We start from the raw sequence: 15,599 nt of genomic DNA on the forward strand, positions 1-15,599 counted from the left end.
TGACCTATCCGGGAGAGTTTCACCATGAACCGCATCGCGAAGATCCTGACGGCAACCGCACTGGCTTGCGCCGTGCTCGTGCCGGCACTGGCCGAAGCGCATTCGCACCGCGTGTGCCATTTCGATCATCACCACCACCGCGCGTGCCGCTGGGTGCGGTAACTGTCGTTGCTCCCGGGAATGTCCCGGACGCTTTCATCATTCAGGCAAATCAGGAGAGGACCATGAAAAAGACAATGTTGATCGCCGCGCTGGTCGCCGGCATGGGTGTGTCGATCGGTGCGTTCGCGCAGGTTCCGGCCAGCGCGCCGGCCGGCACGACCGGGCTGTGCAAGGACGGTTCGTTCTACTCGGGCGCATCGAAGAAGGGTGCGTGTGCTGGCCACAAGGGCGTGAAGACGTGGTACGGCGCATCGGCCGCTGCCGCGGCGAGCGCACCGGCCGCGGCGCCGGCAATGGCGGCTTCCGCCGCGCCGGCATCGGGCACCGCCCCCGCGAAGAGCGCCGCCGCGACGACCGCGGCCGCCGCGCCGGGCGGCGGCGCGGGCAAGGTGTGGGCCAACGACAGCACGAAGGTCTATCACTGCTCGACCGACAAGTACTACGGCAAGACGAAGCACGGCAGCTACATGTCGGAAGCCGACGCGAAGACGAAGGGCTACCACGCGTCGCACGGCAAGGCTTGTTCGTAACGAGCAGCCCGGCGCGCGAGTGGTTTCGCTCGCGCGTTGTCGGCTGCTGCAGCAAACGTCGCCCCGCCTCTCCGGCGGGGCGATTCGCTGTGTCGCCAATCGCGTTCAGTGCACGTGATCCGATTGCGCTTCAGTCGCCGCATCGATCCCGGATGCGCGGGCATCGAGCAGCGCGCGCAGCGTGACGTAGTAGGTGCCGCTCGTGTCGCCTTCGGCATTCGCGGTGCGATCGTACGGCTCGTTGTCGTGGATCGTCGCCCGCACGATCGGATAGATCTGCGTCTCCCACCGGCTGCCGTTGAACACGCCGTAGTGCCCCACACCCGTTTGCACGTGGTGCGTCTTCAAGTACGACGGTAACCCCGAACACAGTTCCTGCGCGGCCACCGTCTGGCCCACTGCGCAGATATCGTCTTTCTCGCCTTCGACCGTCAACAGCGCGGTGCGATGAATCGCCGCCGGTTCGACGAGCGTGCCGTCGACCGTCAGCTCGCCGCGTGCAAGCGCGTATTGCTGGAACACCTTCTCGACCGTTTCCAGATAGAACTCCGCGGTGAGGTCGGCCGTCGCGAAATATTCGTCGTAGAAGTGCCGCAACGTGTCGGCTTTCGCGGGGTCGCCTTTCGCGCGTTCGTAGTACAGATCGGCGAACGACGCCGCATGGCGGTCCGGGTTCATCGACATGAACGCGCCGACCTGCACGAAGCCCGGATACACGCGCCGCTGTGCACCGACGAAACCCGCCGGCACCACGCTGATCAGGTTGCGCGCGAACCATTCGATCGGCTGGCTCGTCGCGAGCGCGTTGACCTTCGTCGGATTCACGCGGCAGTCGATCGGGCCTGCCATCAGCGTCAGGCTCGCAGGCTGCGCCGGATCGCCGCCGGCCGCCATCAATGAGACTGCCGACAGCGCGGCGACGGTCGGCTGGCAGATCGCGAGCACGTGCGTGTCCGGGCCGATGTGGCGGATGAAGTCGATCACGTGCGTGACGTACTCGTCGAAACCGAAACGCCCGGCCGTCAGCGGGATGTCGCGCGGGTTGTGCCAGTCGGTGATGTAGACGTCGTGATCGGCCAGCATCGTGCGCACCGTGCCGCGCAGCAGTGTCGCGAAGTGCCCGGACATCGGTGCGACGATCAGCACGCGCGGTTGGGGCGCGACCGGCCGGGCCTTGCGGAAATGCAGCAGCGTCGCGAACGGCGTGGCCGCGGCTGCTTCCTCGACGATCGGCACCGTTTCGCCGTCGACGACGACCGACGCGATCCCGAACGGCGGCCGACGGTGCGAGAACGCGCAGCATTCGAGCAGTTCGCACAGCGCGTCGAGCATGCGCCCCGTTGGCGTCGACGTCGCCGGCGGCCACAGCGACATCGTTGCGCGCGTCGCGACCGCCCATGCACGCGCCGGGCGCAGGCATTCCGCAGACCATTGATAAAACGGATAGGCAAACAGGTTCATGACCGTCGCTCGTGATGCTGCATTGCAAGGAACGAGGCAAGCCGTATGCCAGCATACAGCTGGCACGCGCGTTGCACGTGGTTCGAGAGCGCGGCGACGCGCGCGGTACGTGATGACGGCTGGGCGAAGGCGATGCGTTGCCGTGCCGGTCACGCGCGCGACACGTGCCGCGATGCCGTGCGACGTTGCGCCAGTTCGGCGAACGGACCGCACAGGCGTGGTGCGCGCGGTCGTGCGGCGCGTCCGTTTACGGTGCAGGGGCACGAACGACATTCAGCAGGGAAGCGAAATGGAATCCACCGGACGGACGACGCTGACGATCAGCAGCCGCAATTACTCGTCGTGGTCGATGCGCGGCTGGTTGCTCGCGAAGCTGAGCGGGCTCGCGTTCGAGACGATCAGCGTGCCGATCGATGCCGCTTCACGCGCGGAGTTGCTGCTGCTGTCGCCGTCGATCCTCGTGCCGTGCCTGACGCACGACGGCAACGCGGTGTGGGACACGCTCGCGATCGCCGAATACCTGAACGAGATCCGCCCGCAGGCGCGGCTGCTGCCCGACGACCGGCATGCACGCGCGCATTGCCGGTCGATCTGCGGCGAAATGCATTCCGGCTTCAGCGCATTGCGATCCGCGCTGCCGATGAACCTGCGCGGGCATTTCCCCGGCTTCCGGATCTGGTCGCGCGCGCAGCACGACATCCAGCGGATCGTGACGATCTGGCGCGAGTGCCTGATGGAGTACGGCGGCCCCTGGCTGTTTGGCGCCGAGATCGGCATCGCCGACGCGATGTATGCGCCGGTCGTCACGCGCTTCCTGACCTACGACGTGAAGCTCGAATCGGACGTCGCCGAGTACTGCATGCGCGTCCTCGCGCATCCGTTCGTCGCCGAGTGGATCGAGGCGGCGAAGGCCGAGCACGAAGACATCGACGAACTCGACATGGAGTTCTGACCTGACGCGCGATCGCGGCGGGCTTTCAATTTCACTACATGTGCCGTAGGCGAAACGAACGATCGATGCGCCCGTGCAACCCGCAAACGTTTCACCTTGATTTCGGTTCAAAACGAGCACGAATGCCCTAAAGGGCGTTGCGCCCGATGACGTAAACGAGTCACGGGGATGACTCGCGATCGCATGCTTCAGACGTGCGACGCGCAGTCCGCAACAACCAGCGCAGCAGGGGGATCGACTTGTGAATCGTCAGCAATCGTGGACGCGTACCGCCGCGCCCGGGGAAATCATCTACTCGGAGGGCTTCGCGGGCGAGCCCGTCATCTTCCTCATCACCGACGGCAAGGTCGAGCTGTCCACGCGCTGCGACGACAAGCGCGTGATCGTCGCGACGCTCGGCCGCGGCGAGTTCTTCGGCGAATCGGCGCTGCTCGCCGCCGAACCGCGCGCGCATACCGCGAAGGCGCTTTCGTTCTGTCAGCTCACGGTCGTGCCGGCCGGCGTGCTCGATGAGGAAATCGAGCGCGTGTCCGCGCTGCTGCGTCATATCGTACGAACGATGATCCGCCGCGTGAAGCGCAAGGACGACCAACTGGCGACCTATACGCATGCGGACTTCATGCCGGGCGTGCTGTCGTATGCGCATGTGCTGTCGCTGATGGCCGGCGCCGACGCGCGCGAATCGGGCGACACATGGGCGCGCCGGGCGATGCAGGCGCATGCGACCGAAACTTCCGTGCCGCTCGCCGACGTGATCCGCAAATGCCGCGCGATTGCCGGCCATTCGCGGCCGCACGTGCTCGCGATGCTGCGGCGCATGGAGAAGCTCAACCTCGTCACGATCGAAGCCGCGCAGGCCGACGTGGCCGGCGGCGCGACCGACTACGCGGCATCGTCGGATGCGCGCCAGGTCGTCACGTTCGACGCCGCACGCGTGATCGACCGCGCGCAGCAGGTTGCCGATCACGATCTCGACGTGTCGATCAACAGCGAACTCGAACTCATCGAACTGGCCGATCTCGAATCGCTGATCGGTGTCGACAAGACGCTGTTGCTGAGCAAGCTGTCGAACGGCGAGATCGCGGAAGAAGTGTTCGCGTTCCGCAAATCGAAGGTGCTCAACTACGTCGAGCAAAAGGGCGTTGCGTACTTCTCGCGTCGCAACGCGCGTCGCGGCGGCGACGTGCGCGCGCTCGAGGATCTCGTGTGGATCGACCAGCGCACGCTGTTCGACGTGATCAGCGCGTTCGATACCTACGACCTCGCGAAACTGATCGCGAACCTCGACGATCGTGCGGTGGCCGACAAGCTGTTTTCCGTGATGACCGAGGCGCGGCGCAACGAGGTGTCGTGGGTGATGCGCCGCGAACTCAAGCTCGATCCGGTCGAGATCGAGGACATCGAACAGCGCGTGCTGGAGGCCGTGCGCGCGGCGAAGGTGCCTGCGGCGGGTGCGATGTCCGTCGCGTCGACTTCATCGTCGAATGCTTGATACGGAGGCGCGTATGGATCTGCTAACTCTGGTCGGTGTGGTGCTGGGCGGCGCGGCGATCGTGTTCGGGTTCGCGCTGGAAGGCGGGCATTTCTCGATGCTGTTCCAGCTCGAGGCGCTCGTGATCGTGCTCGGCGGCACGCTCGGCGCGGTGATGATCCAGAACACGTGGGCGCGCTTCTTCGACGCAGTGAAGCAGTTGCGGCTCGCGTTCGTGCGCGCACGCGAAGTCGATCGCAAGAATTTGTCCGACCTGCTCGAATGGGGCGACCGCGCGAAGCTCGACGGGCTGCTCGCGTTCGAATCGATGGACGTGAGCGGCATTCATCCATTCGCGCGACGCGGGCTCGAACTGCTGGCGAACGGCGTGTCGACCGCGGTGCTCGAAGATGCGTTGCAGCGCGAACTCGATGCGTACGAACGCAGCCGCCTCGCTGCCGTGCGCGTGTGGCAGCAGGCCGGCGGCTATGCGCCGACGTTCGGCATTCTCGGCTCGGTGCTCGGGCTCGTGCAGGTGACGAGCCATATTCTCGAACCGGCGCAGCTCGGGCCGGGCATCGCGGTGGCGTTCATCGCGACGCTGTACGGGCTCGCGTTTGCGAACCTCGTGTTCCTGCCGCTGTACGGCAAGCTGCGCGCGCAGATCGACAGCGAGATGCGGTTCCGCAAGCTGTATCTCGACGGCTTGCTCGCGATTTCGCGCAAGGAGTCGCCGCATACGATCGAGACGCGGTTGACCGGTGATGTGCGCGGGCGGGCGGCGGAATCGCTGGCGTGATGTTCGTGCGCTTGTGCCGGTGCCTGTACCTGTACCGTATGACGAACCCGGATTCCCGACAGCATGACTGCTCGAACTGACGGCGCATCCGCTGCCGATCGCGACGATGACGAACTCGAAGGCGCGCAGTCCGGACGCTGGCTGATTTCGTACGCGGACCTTATCACGACGCTGATGGTGCTGTTTCTCGCGCTGTATGTGCTTCAGCTCGCGAAATACAACGCGCTCGATGCGCGGTATCAGACGCTTGCGCGGCAGGCTGGTAGTGCTGCGACTGCCGCTGTCGATAGCGTCAAGTCCGACCCTGCGCCGCCGTTGCTCGCGTTGCTCGATTCGTTGAAGTCGAATGGACGCATTTCGCTGGTGAAGGCGCCGCATGGCGTCGAGATCGGTATCGACGCGAAGATTCTGTTCAATGTCGGCGATGCGCGCTTGCTGCCCGATTCGTCGCCGGTGCTGAACCAGATTGCGCAGGCATTGAGCGAGCATGCAACCGGCGATATCCTCGTCGAAGGCCACACGGACAGCGTGCCGATCGCGAACGCGAAATACGAATCGAACTGGGAGCTTTCGTCGGCGCGTGCGGGGAGTGTGGTGCGCTACCTGACCGAGCGCGGTGTCGCGCCGCATCGGCTGGCGGCGATCGGGCGGGCGGATACGCAGCCGCTTGTCGCGGGGGACGATGCTGCTTCAAGGGCGCGAAATCGGCGGGTGACGATCTTCGTTGCGTATTGATCAACGCCTTGTATTTGCGTTGTTTCCGTACATATAGGCGGCCGCATATGTCCGCCCTTCAACAACATAACGAATCTCGAATGATCGATATCTGAAATCAGCGATGCGGTTCTGCGCGTGCATGCCGATAACCCAATCTGGCTCAGACCGAGCGGTTATCGAGGGTTCCCCATGCATTTCTGGCGCAAGCTTTCCATTCAGAACAAGCTGATTCTCAGCATGACGAGTTGCCTGCTCGTGTTCGTCGCGATTTCGAGCGGGCTCAGCGTCCGTCTGATCGGCAACGCGGTGCGCGATCGCGTCGTCCGCGAAGAGCTGCCGACCGCCGTGAACGGCATTCGCGCCGACGTGCAGCGCCAGATGGCCGGCCCGATCGCCGCGTCGCGCATTCTCGCGCGCGATGCGTTCCTGCTGCAATGGGAAGCCGACGGCGAACCCGACGCCGGCACGCGCAACTGGATTCAGCTTGCCAAGAACGTGAAGGACGAGCAGAAGGCCGCGTCCGTGCAGTGGGTGTCGGTGAAGAGCGGCAACTACTACAACGAAGCGGGCTTGCAGCGGAAGGTGACCGACAAGGATCAGTGGCTGACCAGCTTCCTGTCGTCGGGCAAGGCGTACGACGTGAACATGGATCGCGAGGTGACCGTCGGCGGCTACATGATGTTCATCAACAGTCGCGTGGAACTCGACGGCGTGCCGGTCGGCGCGGCGAGCATGAGCCTGTCCGTCGATGCGCTCGCGAAGGGCATCTCGGCTTACCGGATCGGCGAGACCGGCTTCGCGTACCTCGTGCGCCCCGACGGCGCGATCATGATGCATCGCGATACGTCGCTGATCGACGGCAAGCATTTCCTGAAGGATGAGCCTGGCATGCCCGGCGATGCTTCGTCGACGCTGCTCGCCGGCAAGCCGTATGCGTACCTGAGCTACGACGGCGACGGCGGCGCGCGCTTCATCGCGACGTCGTTCATTCCGGAGCTGAATGCGTATGTGGTCGTCCAGGTGCCGCAGGCTGAACTGCTCGGGCCGGTGACGCGTGCGATTCGTAGCGCGGCGCTGGTCGCGGCGGTGGTGGGGCTTGGGGTTGCGTTGTTCGTGATCTGGCTGGTGGGCCGCGCGACTGCCGCGCCGATCCGCCGCGCGGCGACGTTGCTGTCGGAGATCGCCAGCGGCCAGGGCGACCTGACGCGCCGTATGACGGTCGAGAGCCAGGACGAGATCGGGCAGTTGTCGGATGCGTTCAATCGGTTCGTGTCGTCGCTGTCGACGCTGGTTCACCGGATTCGTGCGGCTTCGGCTTCGATCGCGACCGGGTCGGCGCAGATTGCTTCGGGGAATGCGGATCTCAGCGAGCGCACCGAAGGGCAGTCGAGCAACCTGGAGCGGACGGCTTCGTCGATGGAAGAGATCACGGCCGTGGTGCGCAACAACACCGAGACGGCGACGACGGCCGCGAAGATGATCAACGGCGCGGCGGATACGGCGGCGCGCGGCGGGCACGTGGTGGGCGAGGTCGTGACGACGATGGAGCAGATCAGTAACGCTTCGCAACGGATCTCCGAGATCATCGTGATGATCGACAGTATTTCGTTTCAGACGAATATTCTGGCGCTGAATGCTGCGGTGGAGGCGGCGCGGGCGGGGGAGCAGGGGCGTGGGTTTGCTGTTGTGGCTTCGGAGGTGCGGAATCTGGCGCAGCGTAGTGCGCAGGCGGCGAAGGAGATCAAATCGCTGATCGAGCATAGCGCGGGGACGGTGGGTGCCGGGTCGCGGCTGGTGAGTGAGGCGGGGAAGGTGATGAGCGATGTTGTCTCGCAGGTTCAAGGCGTTAGCGCGATGATGAGCGAGATTGCCGAGGCTAGCCTGGAGCAGAGTGCCGGGATCGATCAGATCGGGGATGCGGTGCAGTCGCTCGATCAGATGACGCAGCAGAATGCGGCTTTGGTCGAGGAAAGTGCGGCGGCCGCGGAGAGTTTGAAGCAGCAGGCGGCGGAATTGACCAAGCTGGTTTCGGCTTTTAAGGTGGATGAGTAAGGGCTGATTTTTGGTTTGGGATTGGGGTGTTTCTGAGGGGCGGCTGCCGTGGAGTCACGGTGGCCGCTTTTGTTTGTTGGGGGAAATCGTTGACGTTCTATAACGATGAGCTTCATTTCCAGCTCGAAGATCGGGCGAGGCGGTGGTACTTCTCGTGACCACTACTGTGGAGTGGGTAAAGGTGGAGCGGTACTAGAGAAATGCGGTCATAGGTAAATTGGATTTAACAATCGCTGATATTCCGTCTGATGGGTCACTCTACGATGAATAGACGTATTATCATATGATTCTAGTGTGGCTTCGTCGAAAGATGGCTTGAAATAGCGAATCATCCGAGACGAATTTAATTAGCGCCTGATTCGTATGGTAATTGAAGGAATAGAAAGTTACATTACAAAGGCGACGAATTTAATATTTGCAAGTGCGGCTCTGAGAGAGCAGTGACAGCCGGACTTGTCAACACGGGACGGGGTATCCTCATGAGCGGGGGAGTATTGCTGAAGGCCCTGCGCGGTGGGCACGCGCAGTTCGATCGCATCATCAAGCTTGACACGCCGCTCGGCGAGGACTGGCTCGTCCCGTTGTACGTTAAGCTCCATGCTCGTCTGGGACGCAATTTTGAGGTGATTGTCGACGCCTCGTCGATCATGGGTGACAAGATCGAGCTCAATGCGCTGGTCCTGAAGCCCGTCACGCTCTGGATTCGACAGACGGACGGCGGTTACCTGCCGATTCATGGCTACGTGCAGCGGGCTCGTCGGTTGGGATACGACGGAACCGTGTCCTATTTTCAGCTTCAGTTCTCTTCCTGGTTGAGCTTTTTGAAGCTCAGCAGCGATCGGCGCGACTGGCAGGAAGCCGGTGGCTGGCAGATCCTGACAGATGTATTGAACAAGCACCCGCAGGCCTCTGGCAATTACGGGCAGGAGTTGCGCGGGGCGATGCGCTCGTATTCGCATCGCGTGCAGTGGGAGACCGACTGGAATTTCGTGCACCGGAGTCTGGAGGAAGTCGGGGTATTTATGCGCTTCGACTTCGCAAGCGATGGTCAATCGCACAAGGTCGTCATGATGGACGATCTTTATTTCGGTCCGCCCTTGCCGAATTCCGAGATGAAATTTAGTCATGCCGGCACGGATGAGGATTTTGACGGACTCACTCAGTTGAGTGAGCAGCAAGACGCGCAAAGCGAAACCCTGACCATCGGTACAGCCGACTACAAGCGGCCCGATCTCGACAAACAGGTCAGCATGCCGGCGGCGAACCTGGAGGAATTGCCAGGTCAAGGCGAAGACTACCTCTATACCGGCTCACAGACTTGGGCTGCTTCCGACGGTGGCGAACAACAGGCACGAATCCGCACCGAGGAGTGGGCGTCCCGATCGAAGCGCTATTTCGCGATCGGCAGTCCGCGCTATGCGTTGCCCGGTTACTGGTTCAAGGTGTCGGGGCATCCGGTCTTGGACATGCAGCCGGAGGAAGAGCGCGAGTTGTCGATCATTGCGAGCGACTGGCTAATTCAGAACAATCTTCCGGGCATGGACGCGCTCACACGGTTTCCCCGCAGCTTGCGCAGCGAAATAGAGCAGGTCCAGGCGACCGGGACCGGTACGACCGTGAGCCATCGCGATGGAGGTGTCGGATTCTTCCATGTAGAGATCGAGGCGCAACGTCGTAAGACGCCTTTCCGCAGTCCGTTCGAGCACGAGAAGCCGGAAATGCACCTGCAGACGGCGATCGTAGTGACGGACAGCGATGAGGAAATCCTGACCGACGACGGTAACCGTGTGCGAGTCCGCACATCGAACAGCCGGAACGATCGCAATACGAAGTCCACGTCGTGGATTCGCGCGGCGATGCCGGACGCCGGTGCAAAGCGTGGCGGCTACTTCCCATTGCGCAAGGATGATCAGGTGCTCCTAGGGTTCGTGAACGGTGATTGTGACCGGCCGGTAATCATATCGAGGCTGCACGGGGGCGCAACAATGCCGGTCTGGCATACGCACGGCCTGCTGTCTGGATTCCGGTCCCGTGAATACGGCGGCGACGGTTTCAACCAACTCGTCTTGGACGACTCGAGCGGTCAGAATCGAGTTCACCTTTACTCGTCAAGCTACAGCTCTCATCTGCATCTGGGTTACCTGATTGAGCAGTCCGACAACACGCGCGGGTCGTTCGTCGGTAGCGGCTTCGATCTCAAATCGGAAGCGCATGGAGCGATTCGGGCGGTGCAAGGCCTGTCGATCTCGACCCACGCGGCTGCCGTGCAACCGATGAACGTGTCGGCGGCAACGGATCAGCTTGCGGCCGCGGAAGCCGTGTTCGAGGCAGTCTCGCAGGCGAGCGAGACGAACCGGGCGGAGAGCCTGCAGGACGGCAGTGATGCGCTGAAGGCCTTTACCGAGATGACGCAGGGTAGCGTTCCGGGCGTCACCAAAGGGGGGCGAACGGCCGGTGGTGGCACGGGAAATGCCAACGGCTTTGCGAAGCCGGCCATGCTGCTGTCGAGTCCGGCCGGCGTCGGGATTTCAAGCCAGCAATCCCTTCACGCTTCGGCGAATCAACAGGTCAATCTGGTATCGGGAAAGAATGTCAACCTCGCGGCCGGGAAGTCGCTTCTCGCGAGCGTCATGGACAAGATCAGTCTGTATGCTCAAAACCTCGGGATCAAGATCTTCGCGACCAAAGGTCCTGTCGAAATCCAAGCTCAGAACGATGCGCTGACGATGCTTGCGCAACAGGACATCATGATCGAGAGCGCGTCCGGACGGGTGGTTCTGCGCGCGGAAAAGGAGCTGATTCTCAATGTCGGTGGGTCGTATATCAAGATCACGCCGAGCCTGATCGAGAACGGAACATCTGGTCAGATTCTCGAAAAATGCGCGTCATGGGACAAGCCGGGAGCTTCGACCATGACGTTACGCGACCCGCTGAACGGCACGCCGGTGTCGAAGCACGGCGGTTACGCGGACGATTTTTCAGGCTGACCGGGATTCAACCTGTTCCCTAAACGCGATCACGAATTGCTATTCCAACTGCGATGACGAACAAGCACGCCCCCCATCATCCTCCTAAGAAATCGGCCCCAGAAGGGAAGCCCGCGTCCGACTCCGCCAAGCCTGCATCTGGACCGCTAGCGTGGAGCTACCCGTTCTCGCCGACTGCGACGGCCGATGCCGCGACGGATGCGACGAGCTCGGCGAACGCGATCGATGCGACGGATCCGATGACCTACATGAAGGTGCTTGCAAACGCCGAGGACGGGTTCTATCCGCTTGGAGCGAGTGGCATCTGGCACGGTGGTATTCACTTCGGGCAGAAAACTGCCGAGAGCCTGAAACAGGACGAGGGCGTACACGCGATTGCAACCGGTGAGGTTGTTGCGTATCGGCTCGACAAGAAATATCCAGAACTGAATTACCAGGATAAGCGCAGCGCACTGTACTCGACGGGCTTTGTGCTGGTCCGGCACACCCTGACGCTTCCTCCTGCGCCGAAAAAGCAGGATCCTGCGCCGACGCCTGCGAATGGAGCACCTGCATCGCCGGCGTCGACTTCACCGAACGGCGCGTCCGCGCCAGCTGCGGCGCCGGGGGCCAACGGCACGCCTCCTGCATCAGCGGCACCTGCTCCAGCGCCGACCCCAGCACCATCGAGCCCGCCTCCCGATGAAACGCTGACGTTTTTCAGCTTGTACATGCACACGCTTGATTGGGAAAGCTATAAGGCGGCCCTCGATAAGGCTAAAGCGCCGGGCGCGGATCCCAAGGCCCCCAAGCTTACGCCGCCAGCGTATTGGCAAGCTGACCGCACGTATAAGGCGCTGAAGCCGAACCAGCAAGACGTGCCTAAACCGAAGTCGGACGATCCGGACAAGCTCGGTGGGCAACGTTCCGCCGAGCAATGTGATGCAAATACGCCGCTGCCGGGGCCAGTATCGGGTGTTCGGGTGCGCATTACTCCAGGTAAGGGCAAGATTCTCGGCTTGCTGCCGGAAGGCACAGAGCTCGCGGTGAACGAATCCGACAATGGGGGCGTGCACGGTTGGGTCAAGATCACGAAGATCATAGCGGGCACGCCGGTAGGCCCGATGGTGGGGCAGCAGCCCGACCAGCAACTGCCGTGGGGTTACGTATTCAAGTCCGAACTTGAGGCCATTCCCCAGCCAGGCCCGCTCGATCAGGTAGTCGTGCTGCAGAAGCCTTTCCACGTGAATGCAGGCGATGTCATTGCCCATATCGGTCAATATCAGCGCTACCGAGAAGCGAAGCTCAGCCCTCCGCAGCCGAGTCGACCGTTGCTGCATCTAGAAGTATTTGCAGGGCCGGATTTGCCAGCATTCATCACGAAGAGTCAGGCGCGTGCGAAGGAGTTGCCGGATACGGATTCGGACAAGCCGTTTCTGGAAATCCTTACTGGCGCGAAGCTTGTCACGAAGATTCCGGATCCGGACTATACGCTCGAGCAGACGAATTTGAAGTTGGTGCCGGTCAGTGATCCGAAATCACGATGGGTCAAGGTACAGCCCAAGACCGTCACCATTCCTGCTGCCCAGCCGGCGCCGGCTGTTCCTGCTGGCAAGGGGAAGAAGTCCAACGCGAAGCCGCCGTCAAAACCGGAGTCGATCGAGACGCCGACCGGTGATCCGTTCTGGGTCGAAAGCAGTCTGGTCAATAAGACTACGACGGTGCCCGTCAAGGGCTGGAAAAACTTTCCGTTGAAAGTGAGCCTTGCGGACGGTCCAGGAACAGACTTCCGTGACGTCTTCCGGGTGGCCGATCTCAATAAAAAGGCGCCGCAAGATGTAGCCCGCGAGGACAAGGATGCGAGCGGAAAAGTGAAGCGCTGGTGGAACGTGATCGTAGGTACGAAGGATGGAAAGTCACTTCAAGGCTGGGTGCGTGAGAAGGATCATCCCAAAGTAAATTTATGCAGCCCGTGGGATTGGCCGGGGTTCGAGTTCGTCGACAACAGTTCGGTGACAATGGCCGATATGTCGAAGCGATATCTGTTTGTCGCAGGGCTGGCGATGGAGGAAGATCTGGCAGAGTTCAAGCCTAGCGCTGACAAACTGGCTGCTTCCGATCTCATTCAGAAGCTCGAAAAAGCCATTGACGCGAATCATGATGGCACGGTTACCGCTACAGAGCTCGCTGATGCACAGAGAACGCCGTGGTTGGCGGAGGCGATCTCTCACATGGTCGTCAAATGTGAGAGCGAATGGGGCGGCAACATGGGGAAGTGGGAAGAAATCACCCCGCTCGTGAAGGCCGTCCCTTGGAAGTGGCAGAACGAAATGGAGCGAATCAAAAAGCTGCAATGGTGGGAGGACGTTCAATGTACAGACATAAAGATCCTTCCGAAGGACCCGAAACCGTGGCATTTCCATCCGATCGGTTTGATCGGGAATTTCATTCAGAGCGGGGGGGGATGCGATTGCGGCTGCTGCATGACCGTCACGGGAACGCGCTACATGCATACCAAGACTGATCCTTGGTATGGGCCACAGCACTCAGGCAAAATCTCACTAGGTAGTTGCCCAGCGCTAACAACAATGCGTGCCAAAGGAACTTTAGGCGACGTAGAAGAGAAGATTCTGCGCGCCATGTCTCAGAATGAAGGCTGTGTGGATACCGTTCAGGCGATCGATATCGCTATCATCAGCGCGGGTGCGATGCAGAAGACTATTCGAGGCGACGCTAGTGGGGGCGAGTTAGCCGTTCAGATCGCGGTGTTTCGCGACACGCATCCTGACGCGTATCAGCAGTACTTTGCTAATTGTGGCTGGACCGTGACCGGTTCTGGTAGCGACGCACAGTTGGGTTATTCGCATCCCACATTCACGAATGGCGTTCGGCTAATCGGCCCCGAACTTTACAAGGCACTCCGACGTGACTGTTCCAAGGACACCATGGGCAAACCGGTGAAGTGCCCACCAGTTGCATCGATGGCTCACGGAGTATCATCTCCGCTATATCAGGAACTGCAGATTAAGGATTTCGTCGATCGTCTCAATCAGGCTATCAATAAGTATCCAAACGGCTATCCTTATCGGATCAAGGATTATCTACAGTCTGCGCTTGGGCGCGCCACCGTCTTGGATCAGGATGTAAATTGGCCTGGTGAGACGTCGGAGAGCATGAGAGGATCGTTAGAGCGGTTTTTTAGCCACAATCCACAAGTGTCGCGGAATCCTGCGGATTGGGGGGCGAACAGGGGGGCGTACGAATCCAGCATTTTGCAGGATTATGGGCCAACTCGCGCTATGGCGAAGGTAAATGGCGCGTCCGTTGCGCCGGGACGTTATCAACGTTTGGTCCAAGCTTTGGGAATGCCATCTTGAAGAAATCAGCGTTAAAACTTACGACTACGCGTGTTCCGTTGTTTCGGGAAGGTACCCCGTGCACGCTTGTCACGCATGTCGGAACTATGCTTGCGATGACGATGCTTTGGTCGGGTCTAGCAAGCGCAGCACCACAGTCCACTCTGCGCTTTGCATTGCCTGGCGGGGCTGCAGTGATCTATAGCAACGCGGCGAACCCTCAAGATCCATTGCCCCGTCGGTCCTGGAAGAAAGCGGTTTTCTCCTTTCCGAATGGAACGACGTTTGGCTTGCTGCCACGAGCAGGTGAACCGAACGCCGACGGTGGAACGCAGATGGAGCCGCCCAACAAATGGAATATCTCCCCTTCAGGTCAATATGTAGTCGTCATGCGCAACGACCAAGGGACAGTGTTCGCGGGGCAAGGGCAACCGGAAACGGTACTAAACCGGGAGTACTGTTCCATGATTGAGATAAAAACAGGTTGCATTACGGCCGAGCAAACCGGAGAGATTTGCGGAGCGGGATGGCAACCGAGTCAAGGTGCCCAGTGGGGAACAGATTCCCAAACTTCGATGATGCTCACGCGCGATCGTCCATCGGCAAGCAACAAGTTGGCGTCCATCAATGCAGGACAGCCCCCGCATTTGCTGATGCGCAATGCTTCAGGGGCCGACAATCTCTTGCGGTGTGACCCACCTTCATCGACGAATCGCGAGGCCTATCGGAAAATTGCTGCGGCTCTAAAGGCGGATGGGGCGCGCTTCGATGCGCAACTGATCGATACTGCGCTTTCGAAAGGCTCTAACATCTCTGCAGGTGCGTCAGTAGCGCAAGAAGCGGTGGCTGATGGCCTGACCGCCACGGTATCGGTAGCAAAAGCGACTCTGTTCACAGCTCCCGACGACGGCACCGCAAGTCGAGCCTATCTCGTCCGGAATGATGTCGTAACCGTATTGAAGCAGTCTCCGAATGGGTGGGCCTACGTGGACTACGCTAACGCATCCGGTAAGCACTTGCTTCGTTGGATTAAAGCCGATCAGATATTGATCAAGCAATGATGCAAGTTGCCAAGCTCTACTCACGAATATGAATCTCGTTCAGGGCGGCCGACGTGGAATTTCGGGATGGTG

The 15,599-nt window shown here is 61.0% G+C and carries 11 protein-coding genes; 10 read left to right on the forward strand and 1 reads right to left on the reverse strand.

Annotation, left to right across the window (positions count from 1 at the left end):
* Positions 1-24 precede the first annotated feature (24 nt).
* Together HWW87_RS02095 and HWW87_RS02100 are read left to right on the forward strand one after the other, a co-directional pair.
* On the forward strand, positions 25-162 hold the full coding sequence (locus HWW87_RS02095; RefSeq protein ID WP_174385987.1) for an HHHH-motif protein: 138 nt from the start codon (positions 25-27) through the stop codon (positions 160-162).
* Positions 163-224: 62 nt separating this feature from the next.
* Positions 225-692 (forward strand): hypothetical protein, encoded by a 468-nt coding sequence (locus HWW87_RS02100; RefSeq protein ID WP_174385988.1) that lies wholly within the window; start codon positions 225-227, stop codon positions 690-692.
* A gap of 105 nt (positions 693-797) precedes the next feature.
* Here the strand turns inward: HWW87_RS02100 and phaZ are convergent, their stop codons facing one another.
* Positions 798-2,153 carry a polyhydroxyalkanoate depolymerase gene (gene phaZ, locus HWW87_RS02105; protein ID WP_175819049.1) on the reverse strand — a complete coding sequence of 452 codons (1,356 nt, stop codon included), beginning with the start codon at positions 2,151-2,153 and terminating at the stop codon, positions 798-800.
* A gap of 289 nt (positions 2,154-2,442) precedes the next feature.
* Here phaZ and HWW87_RS02110 point away from each other — a divergent pair, with 289 nt between their 5' ends.
* From HWW87_RS02110 to HWW87_RS02145, 8 genes are all read left to right on the forward strand, one after another.
* The gene (locus HWW87_RS02110) at positions 2,443-3,105 is read left to right on the forward strand and encodes a glutathione S-transferase family protein (protein WP_174434416.1); all 663 of its coding nucleotides are present in this window, start codon (positions 2,443-2,445) and stop codon (positions 3,103-3,105) included.
* A 241-nt stretch (positions 3,106-3,346) separates the two neighbouring features.
* Positions 3,347-4,597: a cyclic nucleotide-binding domain-containing protein gene (locus HWW87_RS02115; RefSeq protein ID WP_175819050.1), complete on the forward strand. Its 1,251-nt coding sequence runs from the start codon at positions 3,347-3,349 to the stop codon at positions 4,595-4,597.
* A 13-nt stretch (positions 4,598-4,610) separates the two neighbouring features.
* Positions 4,611-5,375 (forward strand): flagellar motor protein, encoded by a 765-nt coding sequence (locus HWW87_RS02120; protein ID WP_175819051.1) that lies wholly within the window; start codon positions 4,611-4,613, stop codon positions 5,373-5,375.
* 63 nt (positions 5,376-5,438) lie between these two features.
* Positions 5,439-6,110 (forward strand): OmpA family protein, encoded by a 672-nt coding sequence (locus HWW87_RS02125; protein ID WP_175819052.1) that lies wholly within the window; start codon positions 5,439-5,441, stop codon positions 6,108-6,110.
* 171 nt (positions 6,111-6,281) lie between these two features.
* Positions 6,282-8,144 carry a methyl-accepting chemotaxis protein gene (locus tag HWW87_RS02130; protein ID WP_175820653.1) on the forward strand — a complete coding sequence of 621 codons (1,863 nt, stop codon included), beginning with the start codon at positions 6,282-6,284 and terminating at the stop codon, positions 8,142-8,144.
* A 479-nt stretch (positions 8,145-8,623) separates the two neighbouring features.
* Positions 8,624-11,131, forward strand: a complete 2,508-nt coding sequence (locus tag HWW87_RS02135) for a type VI secretion system Vgr family protein (protein WP_175819053.1) — start codon at positions 8,624-8,626, stop codon at positions 11,129-11,131.
* Between the two features lie 53 nt (positions 11,132-11,184).
* Positions 11,185-14,487 (forward strand): lytic transglycosylase domain-containing protein, encoded by a 3,303-nt coding sequence (locus HWW87_RS02140; protein ID WP_175819054.1) that lies wholly within the window; start codon positions 11,185-11,187, stop codon positions 14,485-14,487.
* A 95-nt stretch (positions 14,488-14,582) separates the two neighbouring features.
* Positions 14,583-15,527 (forward strand): hypothetical protein, encoded by a 945-nt coding sequence (locus HWW87_RS02145; RefSeq protein ID WP_175819055.1) that lies wholly within the window; start codon positions 14,583-14,585, stop codon positions 15,525-15,527.
* Positions 15,528-15,599: the final 72 nt, after the last annotated feature.

Origin of the sequence: Burkholderia sp. BCC0419 (assembly GCF_902830285.1) — a bacterium.
Classification (GTDB): Bacteria; Pseudomonadota; Gammaproteobacteria; order Burkholderiales; family Burkholderiaceae; genus Burkholderia.

Bases quoted from the DNA above. Each gene is read 5' to 3' on its own strand.
- HWW87_RS02110 (WP_174434416.1), top strand. From the start codon at position 2,443: ATGGAATCCACCGGACGGACGACGCTGACGATCAGCAGCCGCAATTAC.
- HWW87_RS02095 (WP_174385987.1), top strand. From the start codon at position 25: ATGAACCGCATCGCGAAGATCCTGACGGCAACCGCACTGGCTTGCGCC.
- HWW87_RS02140 (WP_175819054.1), top strand. From the start codon at position 11,185: ATGACGAACAAGCACGCCCCCCATCATCCTCCTAAGAAATCGGCCCCA.
- HWW87_RS02100 (WP_174385988.1), top strand. From the start codon at position 225: ATGAAAAAGACAATGTTGATCGCCGCGCTGGTCGCCGGCATGGGTGTG.
- phaZ (WP_175819049.1), bottom strand. From the start codon at position 2,153: ATGAACCTGTTTGCCTATCCGTTTTATCAATGGTCTGCGGAATGCCTG.
- HWW87_RS02125 (WP_175819052.1), top strand. From the start codon at position 5,439: ATGACTGCTCGAACTGACGGCGCATCCGCTGCCGATCGCGACGATGAC.
- HWW87_RS02130 (WP_175820653.1), top strand. From the start codon at position 6,282: ATGCATTTCTGGCGCAAGCTTTCCATTCAGAACAAGCTGATTCTCAGC.
- HWW87_RS02120 (WP_175819051.1), top strand. From the start codon at position 4,611: ATGGATCTGCTAACTCTGGTCGGTGTGGTGCTGGGCGGCGCGGCGATC.
- HWW87_RS02145 (WP_175819055.1), top strand. From the start codon at position 14,583: ATGACGATGCTTTGGTCGGGTCTAGCAAGCGCAGCACCACAGTCCACT.
- HWW87_RS02135 (WP_175819053.1), top strand. From the start codon at position 8,624: ATGAGCGGGGGAGTATTGCTGAAGGCCCTGCGCGGTGGGCACGCGCAG.